This is a genomic window from Mesorhizobium loti (assembly GCA_014189435.1).
GTDB lineage: Bacteria > Pseudomonadota > Alphaproteobacteria > Rhizobiales > Rhizobiaceae > Mesorhizobium > Mesorhizobium loti_G.
Genome location: CP050293.1, coordinates 4,729,550 through 4,742,503 on the forward strand (window position 1 = coordinate 4,729,550; position 12,954 = coordinate 4,742,503).

Below are 12,954 nucleotides of genomic sequence, written 5' to 3' on the forward strand. Positions count from 1 at the left end.
GCTACCTCTCGATCTTGCCGTAGCGGCGTTCCAGCCAGCGCAGCAGCACGACCGAAAACAGACTGATGACGAGGAAGAAGGCACCGACCAGCGTAATCGGCTCGATATAGCGATAATAGGTGTTGGCGACGCTTTTGGCCTGGTTCATCAGCTCAAGCACGGTGATCGCCGACAGCAGCGGCGTTTCCTTGAACATGGCGATGAAATAATTGGCCAGCGCCGGGATCATCGGCGGAATGGCCTGCGGAATGATGATGTGGGTCCAGGTTTGCCTGGCGCTGAGATTGCAGGCCTTGGCGGCCTCCCATTGGCCGCGCGGCACATTGTCGATGCCGGCGCGATAGACTTCCGCCGTGTAGGTGCCGTAGTGCAGCCCGAGCCCGATGACACCGGCCACCAGCGGCGGCAAAAGGATGCCGATGTCGGGCAGCACGTAGAAGATGAAATAGAGCTGCACCAGTAATGGCGTGCCGCGAATGAATTCGGCGAGAAAGCCGACCGTGCGCGACAGTGCCTTGTTGGGCGAGCGGCGCGCCAGCGCGATGCCCAGCCCGACGATCGCCGCCAGCACCGAGCCGAGCAGCGTCGCCAGGATGGTGATCTTCACCCCCTGGATCAGCGTCGGCATGATTTCCCAGACGAAATTCCAATCCCACTCCATCAGCAGACCCAATTTATCAGAAGGGCATTGGCCATCAGGCACGCACCCCATCAAGGCCGCGCGCCATGCGGCGTTCCAGCGAGCGCACACCCCATGAGATGAGCAGGGCGAGGATGAAATAGATGATCAGGATGGTGGTGAACGGCACCAAGGTGCTGCCGGTCTGCGCGCGCACCACCTGCGCCTGGAAGGTCAGGTCGGTGAGCGAGATCAGCGACACCACGGCGGTCGCCTTGAGCAATTCGATGGCGTTGTTGCCGAAGGTCGGCAGCATCACCAGCAGCGCCTGCGGCAAGATGACGTGGCGCATGCCTTGCCAGCGGCCGAGATTGAGCGCGGTGCAGGCCTCATACTGTTCACGGCCGATCGACTGGATGGCGCCGCGCACCACTTCGGCGGCATAGGCGCCGACATTGAGGCCGAGTGCCAGCACGCCGGCCTGCAGCGGCGTCAGCGAAATGCCGACAAAGGGCAGCACGAAATAGGCCCAGAACAGTTGCACGAAGATCGAGGTGCCGCGAAAGAATTCGATGTAGGCGGTGGCCAGCGCGCGCAGCACGAAGAAGCGCGACAGCCGTCCCATCCCGGCCAGGAAGGCCATGAACAGGGCAAGCACCGACCCCATCAGCGTCAGCTCGATGGTGACAAGCGCTCCCTGCAATATCAGGCCGAAATAGCCGGACCACTGGGTCATCTGGGTTCCAACGTTGGGTTTAGCTCCTTCTCCCCGTTTACGGGGAGAAGATGCCGGCAGGCAGATGAGGGGCGGCGCTAGCCCACCAAAGTATGCGCCGCCCTTCATCCGTCACTTCGTGACACCTTCTCCCCGTGAACGGGGAGAAGGAAGAACGCTCGCGCTACTTCGCAGCGCAGAGCTTGTCGCGGGTCGTCGACATCGCGGCTGCCGCCGAGAAGCCATAGGGCTCGATGATCTTGGCGAACTCGCCCGATGTCTTCAGCTTTGCGAGCTCGACGTCGAATGCATCGCGCAGCGCCTCGTCGCCCTTCTTGAAGGCGGCGCCGTCACAATAGACCGGCGCACCCTGCACCGGCGCGATGACTTCGAGGTTCGGATCGGCGGCCTTCTTGACCAGATCGTTGATCGACAGAACCGGCAGCGAATAGGCATCGATACGGCCGTCCTGCAGCATCTTCACGCCGCTCTGGCCGTCCGGCACGACGATGACACGCTCGCGCGGCACACCAGCGTTGAGCGCCAGCTTCTCCTCGGTGCCACCGCCGGGGGCGCCGATGGTCGCGGTCGCGTCCTTGGCGACATCCTCGTAGCTCTTGAAGCCTTTCGGATTGCCCTTCTTCACCAGCATCGCTTCGGCGTCGCACAGCACCGGCTCCGAATAGACCACGGCTGCGCAACGTTCCGGTTTCATGAACAGGCCGGCGGTGACGACATCGAAGCGCCCGGCCTGCAGGCCGGGGATCATGGCGCCATATTCGGAGATCGAGGCGACGATGTCGGCGACGCCGAGGCGCTTGAATATCTCGCGCGCCACATCGGGTGCCGCACCCGAAACCTTGCCGTCGGCAGCGACCGCCGTATAGGGCGGCTCGTTGGCGATGGCGACGCGGGCAAAACCTTGCGCCTTCAATTGTTCGAGCTTGCTGTCGTCGGCCGAACCGGCGGTCGAGGCGGCCAGCACCGCCGTCAGTGCAAGACCGGCAACGCCGGCCAGAATGCCAAGTTTCTTCATTGTTCCCAACTCCTTGTTTCTTGTTTGCTTTTGTTACGGGGCGGCCCTCGCCGCCTCGGGACGACTTCGTCGCCCTGGGGCATGGCGGTCAGACGCGATGTCCGGCCGCGATGATCTTCTTCAGGAAGCCTTGCGTGCGCTCCTGCTTGGGATGACGAAAAATCTCGTCGGGTTTGCCTTCCTCGACTATTCTGCCACGATCGAAGAACAGCACCCGGTCGGCGAAATCGTGGGCAAAGCCCATCTCGTGGGTGACCAGCAGCATGGTCATGTCGGTCTCGGCGGCGAGCTTGCGCATGACGTTCATCACCTCCTCGACCAGCTCCGGATCGAGCGCCGACGTCACCTCGTCGAACAGCATGATCTTCGGCGACAGTGCGAGCGCCCGGGCGATCGCCACACGCTGCTTCTGGCCACCGGACAACTGCGCAGGCATGGACTTGGCCTTGTCGGCCATGCCGACCATCTCGAGCAGTTCCATCGCCCGCTTTTCGGCGGCGGCGCGCGGCGTGCCCTTGGTCAGCATCGGCGCCAGCGTGACATTGTCCATGACGCATTTGTGCGGAAACAGGTTGAACAGCTGGAAGACCATGCCGATCTTCTGGCGCATCCTTGTCAGGTGCCGCTCATCGGCGGGCAGCAGCTGGCCATTGCGTTCCCTGTGGTAGAGCTGCTCGCCGTCGATCTGGATATGACCGCCATCGATGCGCTCCAGCGTCATCAGGATCCGCAGGATCGTTGTCTTGCCCGAGCCGGACGGGCCGATCAGTGCCAGCTTCTCGCCAGGCATGACCTGCATCGACAGGCCGTCCAGCACCTTGAAGCTGCCGAAACTCTTCGAGATGCCGTCGATCTTGATGATGGGTGCGGATGCGGACAAATGAATTTCCCCGTGCTGGAGAAGCCTGTGCCCCTTAACGATGCGGAACGCGCCAAATCATGTCAATTGGGAAAATAATATCATGACAATATTTCCCATTCCGCACAATTCTTGAGCAACCAGTGCCGAAGAGTGCGCCGGGATTCGGGTCAGGCCGAGCCGAGAACGGGAGCCTCCGAGAACCGGAACGGAGCGTACTTTTCGTACGTGAGTACCGGAAGCGCAGGAGGCTGCCTTTCGCAGGCCGACATCACCCGAATAGCGGCGTACTCGCTAGATTGCGAGCAGCAGATGCTCCGGATCGCCGAGCAAAAGCTTGGTGACAACGCCGAGGCCGGCGCGCAATTCCCCCTCGGTGGTCGAGCCCAGCGAGATGCGCACCGCCGGATGCCAGGGCGCATCCGAGATGCGGAAGGATGTGCCGGGTGCAATCGCCACGCCCTGCAGCCGGGCCTGGGCGACAAAGCTCTCCTCGGAGCGGTCGGCCGGCAGTTGCAGCCAGACATGCAGCCCGTCGCGCCGGGCGCGATAGTCGACGCCGGCCAGCACCTGCGCCGCGATATCCTGCCGGCGCCGCAAAGCCGCGCGTTGCCAGTGGACAAGCTCCATCGCCGTGCCGTCGGTCACCCATTTGGTGGCGATCTCGGCCACCAGCGGTGTCGCCATCCAGTTCGAGACCAGATGCCGGTTGGCGACGGCGGCGACATAGCGGTCGGGCGCGGCGAGATAGCCGATGCGCAGGCCGGGCACGGTGATCTTGGTGAAGGAGGTGACGTAGAGCGTGCGCTCCGGCGCAAACGCGGCAACTGGTGGCGGCCGGTCTTCGACCAGGGGACCCAGCACATCGTTCTCGATGATGGCGATGTCGTGCTTGCGCGCCACAGCCGCGATCTCGGCGCGCCGCGCCGCATCCATCAGCGTCGCCGTCGGGTTGATCACCGACGGCTGCACGAACACAGCGCGGATGTCGGAATGCCGGCAGGCTTCGTCCAGCGCTTCCGGGATCAGGCCGTTGTCGTCGATCGGCAGGCCTTCGAGGTTGAAGCCGAGATAGCGGGCGAGCGGCACCAGCGTGTGATGGCCGATTGCCTCGGTGGCGACGGTCGAGCCCGGCGGCGCCACGCTCATCAGCGCCACCGTCATGCCGGCGGTGGCACCGTTGGTCAGGCTGATGTTCTGCGCGGAGGTGTCGAGCCCGCACAATCTCAGCCATTCGACCGCCACCGCGCGGTGGCGCGGAAAAACCATGTTGGGGCGGAACGACAGTGCTGAACTCGACGGCAGGTTCTCGGCCAGCCAGCCCAGCGCCTGCTTCAGCCGCTCCAGATGCATTGGCTCGCAGACCGGTTTCAGAATCGACAAATCGATGACCTCGCCGAGCCGCTCCGGCAGGTATGGCGGTTCCGGCTCTCGGCGCTGCGTCTGGACGAAGCTGCCGCGGCCGATCTCGCCCGAAATCAGGCCGCGCCGGATCAGTTCCTCATAGGCGCGGCTGACCGTCTGCACCGAAAGCTTGAGGTCGTCGGCCAGCCGACGGTGAGTCGGCAGCCGGGCGCCATTGGCAAGGCGTCCGTCATGGATGGCGCGCGCGAACTGGTCGGCCAGCGACTGATAGGCTGGCCGCCGGATGAGCGCGGGATCGGGTTGCCACAATGTCATGACTTATTAGAGATCGAAATCAGTGCAATTGACAATCGAAATAATGCGCCGTCATGGTGCGGTGGACGAAAAAGTGGACGCCGATGAACGCTGCGAAACTCGACCCGATCGACCTGAAAATCCTCGACGCCATCCAGCGCGACGGACGCATCACCAAGCTGGCGCTGGCCGAGCAGGTCGGGCTGTCGCCGACGCCGTGCTGGATGCGGCTGCGCAAGCTGGAAAAGGCCGGGATCGTGTCTGGCTACCACGCCAGGATCGCCATGCGCGTCGTCGCACCCGTCGCCACCGTGCTGATGGAGGTGACGCTGGCCAACCACCGTCAAGCCGATTTCGAGCGCTTCGAGCGCGTCATCCGCGACATTCCCGAGATCGTCGCCTGCTGGTCGGTCGGGGGCGGCGTCGACTATGTGCTGAAGGTGATGGCGCGCGACATCGACGCCTATCAGCGGTTGGTCGATGGCTTGCTGGACCGCGAAATCGGTATCGATCGCTACTTCACCTACATCGTCATCAAGACGGTGAAGGACGAGATCGCGCTGCCCATAGCCGACCTGCTGCCGGCGTCGCCGTAGGATTGGAGAGATCCTCTCGCCGGACGGCGCAATAGAGAGAGTCTCTCTACTTCAAGGCATCCAAACAGCCTCTCTGTCTGCATCGGACGGGTAGTCTTCCCGCATCAGTCCGAACCGGGAGGCCTCGACCATGTCCGCGCATTTCGCCCGCTCGCATCGCCATGAAGCGCTCGACGGCCTCGCCGACCGTCGGCTGCTGCGCGAACTCGCCTATGTCGACGGCCATTGGACGGCGAGCGAGGCTGCCGAAAGTTTCGAGGTCACCGATCCGGCCACCGGCACCACCGTCGCTTTCGTCGCCGCGCTCGATGCACAGCAGACGACGAAGGCGATCGATGCCGCCGCGCGCGCCTTTCCGGCCTGGCGGGCGCTGTTGCCGCAGGAGCGCTCGAAAATTTTACGAAAATGGTTCGAGCTGATCGTCGGCGCCAAGGATGATCTGGCTCTGCTGATGACGCTGGAACAGGGCAAGCCGCTGCAGGAATCACTCGGCGAAATCGACTATGCCGCCTCCTTCGTCGAATGGTATGCGGAGGAAGCAAAACGCCTGAATGCCGAGAGCGTCACCAGCCATCTGCCGAACGCCGAAATGATGGTGCGGCGTGAGCCGCTCGGGGTCGTCGGTGTCGTCACGCCGTGGAATTTTCCGTCGGCCATGCTGACCCGCAAGGCGGCCGCCGCCCTTGCCGCCGGCTGCACCATCGTCGCGCATCCGTCCTCGGAAACGCCGCTGTCGGCGCTGGCGCTGGCCGAACTCGGCGAGCGCGCCGGCCTGCCCGCCGGCGTCTTCAACATCGTCACCGGCAAGGCTTCGACGATCGTCGGCCGGATGTGCGAGGATCCGCGCGTCCGCGCCATGAGCTTCACCGGCTCGACCGAGATCGGCAGGCTGATCGCCGCGCAAAGTGCGCCGACCATGAAGCGGCTGGTGATGGAGCTTGGCGGCCACGCGCCGCTGATCGTCTTTGCCGATGCCGATCTGGACAAAGCCGTGAGCATCGCCATCGACGCCAAATTCGCCACGTCGGGCCAGGACTGCCTGGCTGCCAACCGCATCTATGTCCAGCGTCCGATCTATGATCGCTTCTGTGCTGCTTTCGCCGCGCGCATCGAGATGCTGCGGACCGGCAATGGCCTTGCTCAGGAAATCGACATTGGGCCGCTGATGCATGAGCGCGCCATCAAGAAGGTCGAGGAACAGGTCGCAAACGCGCTGACCCACGGTGCGCGCTGCCTCACCGGCGGCGGGCGGCACCAGGCTGGGCCGCTGTTCTACCGGCCGACGCTGCTGGCCGACGTCACCGACGAAGCGCTAATCATGCGCGAGGAGACCTTCGGCCCGGTCGCCGCCGTAACGCCGTTCGACAGCGAGGCCGAAGTGATCGGCCGCGCCAACGCCACCGAATATGGACTCGTCGCCTATGTCGTGACCGAGAACGGCGCCCGCCAGCAACGCATGGGCCGTGCGCTCGACTACGGCATGGTCGCTATCAACCGCGTAAAGATCACCGGCGCGCCGATCCCGTTCGGCGGCGTCAAGCAATCCGGCATCGGCCGCGAAGGCTCGCGCCAGGGGCTCGAAGCCTTCACCGATCTCAAATATCTTTGTCTCGACTTGGCCTAAGCTGCATCAAGCCCCCATTCTCCAGGAGTAGAAAAAATGCTCGACCAGTCCAACGAACTCGCCGCCTGGGATCGCGACCACTTCTTCCATCCCTCGACCCATATGGGCACACATGCACGCGGCGAGAGCCCGACGCGCATCATGGCCGGCGGTGAAGGCGTCACCGTCTGGGACAACAACGGTAGGAAGAGCCTTGACGCGTTTGCCGGCCTCTATTGCGTCAATGTCGGCTACGGCCGCCAGAAGATCGCTGATGCCATCGCCGCCCAGGCGAAGAACCTCGCTTACTACCACGCCTATGTCGGCCACGGCACCGAGGCCTCGATCACGCTGGCCAAGATGATCATCGACCGCGCGCCCGCGGGGATGTCGAGGGTCTATTTCGGCCTCTCCGGCTCGGATGCCAACGAAACCAACATCAAGCTGATCTGGTACTACAACAATGTGCTGGGGCGGCCGGAGAAGAAGAAGATCATCTCGCGCTGGCGTGGCTATCACGGCTCGGGCGTGATGACCGGTTCGCTGACCGGACTCGACCTGTTCCACAACGCCTTCGACCTGCCGCGCGCGCCGATCCTGCACACCGAGGCGCCCTACTACTTTCGCCGCGCCGATCGCTCGATGAGCGAGGAGCAGTTTTCGCAGCATTGCGCCGATAAGCTCGAGGAGATGATCCTGGCCGAGGGCCCGGAAACGGTCGCTGCCTTCATCGGCGAGCCGATCCTCGGCACCGGCGGCATCGTGCCGCCGCCGGCCTTCTACTGGGAAAAGATCCAGGCGGTGCTGAAGAAGTACGACGTGCTGTTGGTTGCCGACGAAGTGGTGACGGGCTTCGGCCGGCTGGGCACCATGTTCGGCTCCGAACATTACGGCATCAAGCCGGACCTGATCACCATCGCCAAGGGCCTCACCTCGGCCTATGCGCCGCTGTCGGGCGTCATCGTCGCCGACAAGATGTGGCAGGTGCTGGTTGAGGGTTCCGACAAGCTCGGCTCGCTCGGCCATGGCTGGACCTATTCGGCGCATCCGATCTGCGTTGCCGCCGGTGTCGCCAATCTCGAACTGATCGACGAGATGGACCTGGTGACAAATGCCCGCGAGACCGGCGCCTATTTCCGCGCAGAGCTGGCCAAGGCGGTCGGCGGTCACAAACACGTCGGCGACGTGCGCGGCGACGGCATGCTGGCGGCAGTCGAGTTCGTCGCCGACAAGGACGACCGGGTGTTCTTCGACGCTTCGCTCAAGATCGGGCCGCAGGTGGCGACGGCGCTTGCCGCAAGCGGCGTCATCGGCCGCGCCATGCCGCAGGGCGACATTCTGGGCTTTGCGCCGCCGCTCTGCCTGACGCGCGAGGAAGCCGACATCGTCGTTTCGAAGACCGCCGATGCCGTGAAGAGCGTGTTTGCCAATCTCTGAGATCGACTATGAATGCCTTGACCAGAACCCTCCCCGCCACAATGGCCGCCGTGCTGCTCACCGGGCACGGCGGACCGGAAAAGCTCGTCTACCGCAGCGATGTCAAAGTGCCCGTGCCTGCTCCTGGTGAGGTAGTGGTGAAAGTTAGCGCCTGCGGGATGAACAACACCGATGTCTGGGTGCGCCAGGGCGCCTATGGCACGGAAGAGGACGCTTCCGCCGTGTCGACGTGGCGGCGCCAGGGCAACACGCTTGTTTTCCCGCGCATCCAGGGCACCGACACTGTCGGTATCATCGCCGCTGTCGGCGAAGGTGTGTCGCCGGACCGTATCGGCGAACGAGTGATGGTCGATTTCTCGATCTACAATCGCGACGACGATTCCCTCGCCGACATCGACTATATGGGCCACGGCCGCGACGGCGGCTACGCCGAATACCAGGCCGTCCCGGCCGAGAATGCTCATGTCGTCGATACCGACCTGACCGACGTCGAACTCGCCACCTTCTGCTGCGCCTACCTCACCGGCGAACAGATGCTGGAGCGCGCCGGGCTCAAGGCTGGCGAGCGCGTGCTGGTCACCGGCGCCTCGGGCGGTGTCGGTTCCGGCATCGTGCAGTTGGCGCGGGCGCGCGGCGCCATTCCCTATGCCGTCGTCGGCAAAGGCAAGGAACAGGCGGTGCGCGACATCGGCGCCGAGGCTGTCATAACCCGTGGCGTTGCCGACCTGCCACATGCCGTGAACGAGGCGACCGGCGGCCAGCCGATCGACGTGGTGGCCGACCTCGTCGGCGGCTCTATCTTCAATGATCTGTTGCGTATTCTCAGGCCCGAAGGCCGCTACACCACCGCCGGGGCAATTGCCGGCCCGGTCGTGCAGCTCGATCTCAGGACCATGTATCTGAAACAGTTGCAGCTGCATGGTTCGAGCCAGGGCACACGCGCCGATTTCCGCCGCATCGTTGGATACATCGAAGCGAAGAAAATCCGGCCGCTGGTCGGCGGGGTCTACAAGCTCTCCGATTTCCACAAGGCGCAAGCCGACTTCATCGCCAAGGATTTCGTCGGCAAGCTGGTGGTGGTGCCGGATGCCATGTGGGGTTCGGCTATCTGAACACCCTATGCCTCAACCCTGCTGAGCCGCTCTCAGCAACATGCCGAACAGGTCGCGCGGTTCGTCGGGGTCGGCCAGCATGTCGAGTTCCTGGTAGAGGCCAGTCGACTTGAGCTGATCCCTGACATAGCGCAGCGCCGAAAAATCCTCGATGGCGAAGCCGACCAGAATCGAACAGCGTGATCTGGCTGGGATCGCGCCGGCCTTGCACGGCGCCTGACATCACCTGCCACAGCTCGGTCACCTCATGATCCGGCCCAAGCTGCTGGATCTCGCCTTCTATGCGGGTCTGTGGCGGATATTCGACGAAGATGTCGGAGCGCAGCAGGATATCGCGATGCAGTTCGGTCTTGCCCGGGCAGTCGCCGCCGACGGCGTTGATGTGTACGCCGGAGCCGACCATGTTGTCGGTAAGGATGGTGGCATACTGCTTGTCGGCGGTGACGGTGGTGATGATCTCAGCCCCCTCGACCGCCTCTTGCGCGGTGCCGCAGGCGACCATGTCGAAGCCGAGCCCGGCGAGATTGCGGATGCATTTTTCGGTGGCCGTGCGGTCAATGTCACAAAGCCTCAGCCTGTCGACGCCGAGCAGCGCCTTGAAGGCCACCGCCTGGAATTCGGCCTGGGCGCCGTTGCCGATCAGCGCCATACAGTTCGAGCCGGCCGGCGCCAGGTATTTGGCGGCAAGAGCCGACATCGCCGCCGTGCGCAGCGCGGTCAGGATCGTCATTTCCGACAACAGCACGGGATAGCCATTGTGGACATCGGCGAGCATGCCGAAAGCGGTCACCGTTTGGCGCCCTTCGCGCATGTTCTTGGGATGGCCGTTGACATATTTGAAGCCGTAGACCTCGCCGTCGCTGGTCGGCATCAATTCGATGACGCCTTCGGCGCTGTGCGAGGCGACGCGCGGCGTCTTGTCGAACAGCTCCCAACGGCGGAAATCGTCCTCAATGTAGCCTGAGAGTTCGACGAGAAAACGTTCGACGCCGATCTTCAGCACCAGCTTCATCATGTGGTCGACGCTGACGAAGGGCACGATGTTGAGATTGGGAATCATTTTTTTCTTATCCTTGCCGCTTGCCGGCGGTCAGTCCCGGCGATGCCCGTTGTGCGCCTTCATCATCGTTGCCAGCGCCGGATCGTCTTGCTCCAGCGCCCTGATGGCTTCGCTCGTGTCGTAGAGGCGCTCATCCTGCCCCATCTTGAACTTGGCCTCGAGCTGCCCGACCGGCAGGTCAAACCCTATGATACCAGGTATGCGCCGCTCCATGCCGCCTGGCCCCAACTCGCGCATGCGCCAGCGATCGTCGCGATCTTTTTCCAGCACGTCGACAAGCTGCAAGAGATGCCGGGCCGTGCCGTGATCGTCGAGCGGAACCGGATGCCCATGGCAATGCGCGACGGCGAAATTCCAGGTCGGCGCGCTGTCGCGCACCGGGTTTCGCGGATACCAGGACGGCGAGATGTAGCCATGCGGGCCGTGGAAGATGGCGACCGTCTCCCTGCCCTCGGCGATCAGCGCGCTGTGCGGATTGGCCCTGGCGAGATGCGAGACCAACGTTCCGTTCGGGCCACGGTCGCGATCGAGCACGAAGGGCAGATGCGATACGGCGAGGCCCTGCGGTCCTGACGTCACCACCGTCGCGAAGGCCGCGGCTTCGATCAAGCCGAACACCTCGTCGCGCGACAGCGGCGCGAATTCAGGCTTGGTGTACATCAGGTCAGCTTCGCTGGGCGCGAACCGCCGGGATCAGGCCCTGCGGGCGAACCAGCAGTACCGCGATGACCCCCGACAGCACGATGGCGTCGCGGTAGGGCGCGATCGCTCCCGGCAATGTCGCTTGCAACAGCACCTCGATGATGCCGAGCAGGAAGCCACCGGCGACCGCACCGGGCAGGCTGCCCAGCCCACCGACGACGGCGGCGATGAACGCCTTCAGCACCGGCGTGAAGCCCATCAGCGGATCGACCGAGGCGCGCTGCGCCACCCACAGCATGGCCGCCAGCCCGGCCAGCAGGCCGGAGAGCAGGAAGGCGGTGGCGATGATACGGCTGGCCGGAATGCCCATCAGGCGTACGACGTCGAAATCTTCCGCCGCGGCGCGCATGGCCGTGCCGGTCACCGACCGGCGCAGGAAGATTTCGAGCGCAATCAGCGCCAGCGCCGAGACGACGATGGAGATGCTGGGACCGACGCCGATGGTGAAATCGCCAAAGGAGAAGGCGCCGGTCATCCAGCCAGGCATGGCGACGGCCTGCGGCCGCGCCGAGATGCCGTTCTGGAAGACGACTTTCAACAGGCTGGAGACGGCGAAGCTGGTCAGCAACAGACTGGTGACGCTGGCGCCGCGCATCGGCCTGAACGCGATGCGCTCCATGGCGACAGCGGCGAGCGCGCCGCAGGACACGGCGACAAGCACCGCCACCGGGAAGGGAAAGCCGAGCACCAGCGAGGCCAGAAGCGCATAGCCCGACAGCGTCATCAGCTCGCCATGGGCGAAGTTGATGAGGCCGACGATGGAAAAGACGATCGCCAGCCCGAGCGCCAGCAGCGCATAGACGCCGCCGAGGCTCACCGCATTGATGATCTGCTGCGCGACCATGCTTCTTAAGCTCCCAAATAGGCTTGGCGGACGAGGTCCGACGAGGCGAGTTCTTTTGCCGTGCCCGACAGCACCACCTCGCCATTGGCGAGCACGACGGCGCGATCGGCGATTTCGAGCGCCAGCGCCACATTCTGCTCGACCAGAAGGATGGTCAGGCCCTTGCGGCGCAGTTCGGCGATCAGGTCGAAGACGGTGTCGATCAGTTGCGGGGCAAGGCCGAGCGAGGGCTCGTCGAGCAGAATCATGCGCGGCTTGCCCATCAGCGCGCGGGCGATGGCCAGCATCTGCTGTTCGCCGCCCGACAGATTGCCGCCCTTGACGCGATGGTAGCGGCGCAGGATCGGGAACAGCTCCAGCATCTCCTCCTCGCGCAGCCGCGCCTCGGCCGCCGGCTGGTGCACCGCGCCGCCGAGACGCAGATTGTCGGCCACCGTCAGACTGGCGAAGATGCGGCGGCCTTCGGGAACCAGCGCGACGCCTTTGCGGGCGATCGCCTCCGGCGCCAGGCCGGTGATGTCGACACCATCGAAGATCACCTTGCCGGACGCCGCCGGCACCAACCCGGCGACGGCGCCGAGCGTAGAGCTCTTGCCGGCGCCGTTGGCGCCGACCAGCGCAATGATCTCGCCGCTGTCGACGGTGAGGTCGACGCGGCGCACCGCCTCGACTTCGCCGTACCGGATTTTCAGGGCTTCGACGCTCAGCATGA

12 protein-coding genes and 1 pseudogene are annotated in these 12,954 nt (G+C 64.3%); 4 read left to right on the forward strand and 9 right to left on the reverse strand.

Annotation, left to right across the window (positions count from 1 at the left end; translation table 11 throughout):
- Position 1 precedes the first annotated feature (1 nt).
- From ehuD to HB777_22810, 5 genes are all read right to left on the reverse strand, one after another.
- A complete protein-coding gene (ehuD, locus tag HB777_22790; protein QND66463.1) occupies positions 2 to 661 on the reverse strand; it encodes an ectoine/hydroxyectoine ABC transporter permease subunit EhuD in 660 nt (219 codons plus the stop codon).
- A 34-nt stretch (positions 662 to 695) separates the two neighbouring features.
- Positions 696 to 1,355: an ectoine/hydroxyectoine ABC transporter permease subunit EhuC gene (gene ehuC / locus HB777_22795; protein ID QND66464.1), complete on the reverse strand. Its 660-nt coding sequence runs from the start codon at positions 1,353 to 1,355 to the stop codon at positions 696 to 698.
- Between the two features lie 163 nt (positions 1,356 to 1,518).
- Entirely contained in the window at positions 1,519 to 2,370 is an 852-nt protein-coding gene (ehuB, locus tag HB777_22800) for an ectoine/hydroxyectoine ABC transporter substrate-binding protein EhuB (protein QND66465.1), read from the reverse strand.
- A gap of 88 nt (positions 2,371 to 2,458) precedes the next feature.
- The gene (gene ehuA / locus HB777_22805; protein QND66466.1) at positions 2,459 to 3,250 is read right to left on the reverse strand and encodes an ectoine/hydroxyectoine ABC transporter ATP-binding protein EhuA; all 792 of its coding nucleotides are present in this window, start codon (positions 3,248 to 3,250) and stop codon (positions 2,459 to 2,461) included.
- 273 nt (positions 3,251 to 3,523) lie between these two features.
- The gene (locus HB777_22810) at positions 3,524 to 4,909 is read right to left on the reverse strand and encodes a PLP-dependent aminotransferase family protein (GenBank protein ID QND66467.1); all 1,386 of its coding nucleotides are present in this window, start codon (positions 4,907 to 4,909) and stop codon (positions 3,524 to 3,526) included.
- Positions 4,910 to 4,992: 83 nt separating this feature from the next.
- On the opposite strand from HB777_22810, the gene HB777_22815 reads away from it, so the two are divergent.
- The 4 genes from HB777_22815 to HB777_22830 all read left to right on the forward strand — a co-directional run bounded on the left by HB777_22815 (position 4,993) and on the right by HB777_22830 (position 9,636).
- Positions 4,993 to 5,484, forward strand: coding sequence for an Lrp/AsnC family transcriptional regulator (locus HB777_22815; protein ID QND66468.1), 492 nt, complete (start codon positions 4,993 to 4,995; stop codon positions 5,482 to 5,484).
- A 130-nt stretch (positions 5,485 to 5,614) separates the two neighbouring features.
- Entirely contained in the window at positions 5,615 to 7,108 is a 1,494-nt protein-coding gene (locus HB777_22820) for an NAD-dependent succinate-semialdehyde dehydrogenase (GenBank protein ID QND66469.1), read from the forward strand.
- Positions 7,109 to 7,144: 36 nt separating this feature from the next.
- Positions 7,145 to 8,524 carry an aspartate aminotransferase family protein gene (locus tag HB777_22825; protein QND66470.1) on the forward strand — a complete coding sequence of 460 codons (1,380 nt, stop codon included), beginning with the start codon at positions 7,145 to 7,147 and terminating at the stop codon, positions 8,522 to 8,524.
- An 8-nt stretch (positions 8,525 to 8,532) separates the two neighbouring features.
- On the forward strand, positions 8,533 to 9,636 hold the full coding sequence (locus tag HB777_22830) for a zinc-binding dehydrogenase (protein ID QND66471.1): 1,104 nt from the start codon (positions 8,533 to 8,535) through the stop codon (positions 9,634 to 9,636).
- Positions 9,637 to 9,648: 12 nt separating this feature from the next.
- Here the strand turns inward: HB777_22830 and HB777_22835 are convergent.
- The 4 genes and pseudogenes from HB777_22835 to HB777_22850 all read right to left on the reverse strand — a co-directional run bounded on the left by HB777_22835 (position 9,649) and on the right by HB777_22850 (position 12,952).
- Positions 9,649 to 10,696: pseudogene (locus HB777_22835) on the reverse strand (ornithine cyclodeaminase).
- A 30-nt stretch (positions 10,697 to 10,726) separates the two neighbouring features.
- Entirely contained in the window at positions 10,727 to 11,356 is a 630-nt protein-coding gene (locus tag HB777_22840) for an FMN-binding negative transcriptional regulator (protein QND66472.1), read from the reverse strand.
- A 4-nt stretch (positions 11,357 to 11,360) separates the two neighbouring features.
- Entirely contained in the window at positions 11,361 to 12,242 is an 882-nt protein-coding gene (locus HB777_22845; GenBank protein ID QND66473.1) for a branched-chain amino acid ABC transporter permease, read from the reverse strand.
- Between the two features lie 5 nt (positions 12,243 to 12,247).
- A complete protein-coding gene (locus HB777_22850) occupies positions 12,248 to 12,952 on the reverse strand; it encodes an ABC transporter ATP-binding protein (protein ID QND66474.1) in 705 nt (234 codons plus the stop codon).
- Positions 12,953 to 12,954 lie beyond the last annotated feature (2 nt).

Excerpts from the sequence above, each read along its gene's own strand:
- ehuD (QND66463.1), bottom strand. The coding sequence starts at position 661 with ATGGAGTGGGATTGGAATTTCGTCTGGGAAATCATGCCGACGCTGATC.
- ehuC (QND66464.1), bottom strand. The coding sequence starts at position 1,355 with ATGACCCAGTGGTCCGGCTATTTCGGCCTGATATTGCAGGGAGCGCTT.
- ehuB (QND66465.1), bottom strand. The coding sequence starts at position 2,370 with ATGAAGAAACTTGGCATTCTGGCCGGCGTTGCCGGTCTTGCACTGACG.
- HB777_22810 (QND66467.1), bottom strand. The coding sequence starts at position 4,909 with ATGACATTGTGGCAACCCGATCCCGCGCTCATCCGGCGGCCAGCCTAT.
- HB777_22815 (QND66468.1), top strand. The coding sequence starts at position 4,993 with ATGAACGCTGCGAAACTCGACCCGATCGACCTGAAAATCCTCGACGCC.
- HB777_22820 (QND66469.1), top strand. The coding sequence starts at position 5,615 with ATGTCCGCGCATTTCGCCCGCTCGCATCGCCATGAAGCGCTCGACGGC.
- HB777_22825 (QND66470.1), top strand. The coding sequence starts at position 7,145 with ATGCTCGACCAGTCCAACGAACTCGCCGCCTGGGATCGCGACCACTTC.
- HB777_22830 (QND66471.1), top strand. The coding sequence starts at position 8,533 with ATGAATGCCTTGACCAGAACCCTCCCCGCCACAATGGCCGCCGTGCTG.
- HB777_22840 (QND66472.1), bottom strand. The coding sequence starts at position 11,356 with ATGTACACCAAGCCTGAATTCGCGCCGCTGTCGCGCGACGAGGTGTTC.
- HB777_22845 (QND66473.1), bottom strand. The coding sequence starts at position 12,242 with ATGGTCGCGCAGCAGATCATCAATGCGGTGAGCCTCGGCGGCGTCTAT.
- HB777_22850 (QND66474.1), bottom strand. The coding sequence starts at position 12,952 with ATGCTGAGCGTCGAAGCCCTGAAAATCCGGTACGGCGAAGTCGAGGCG.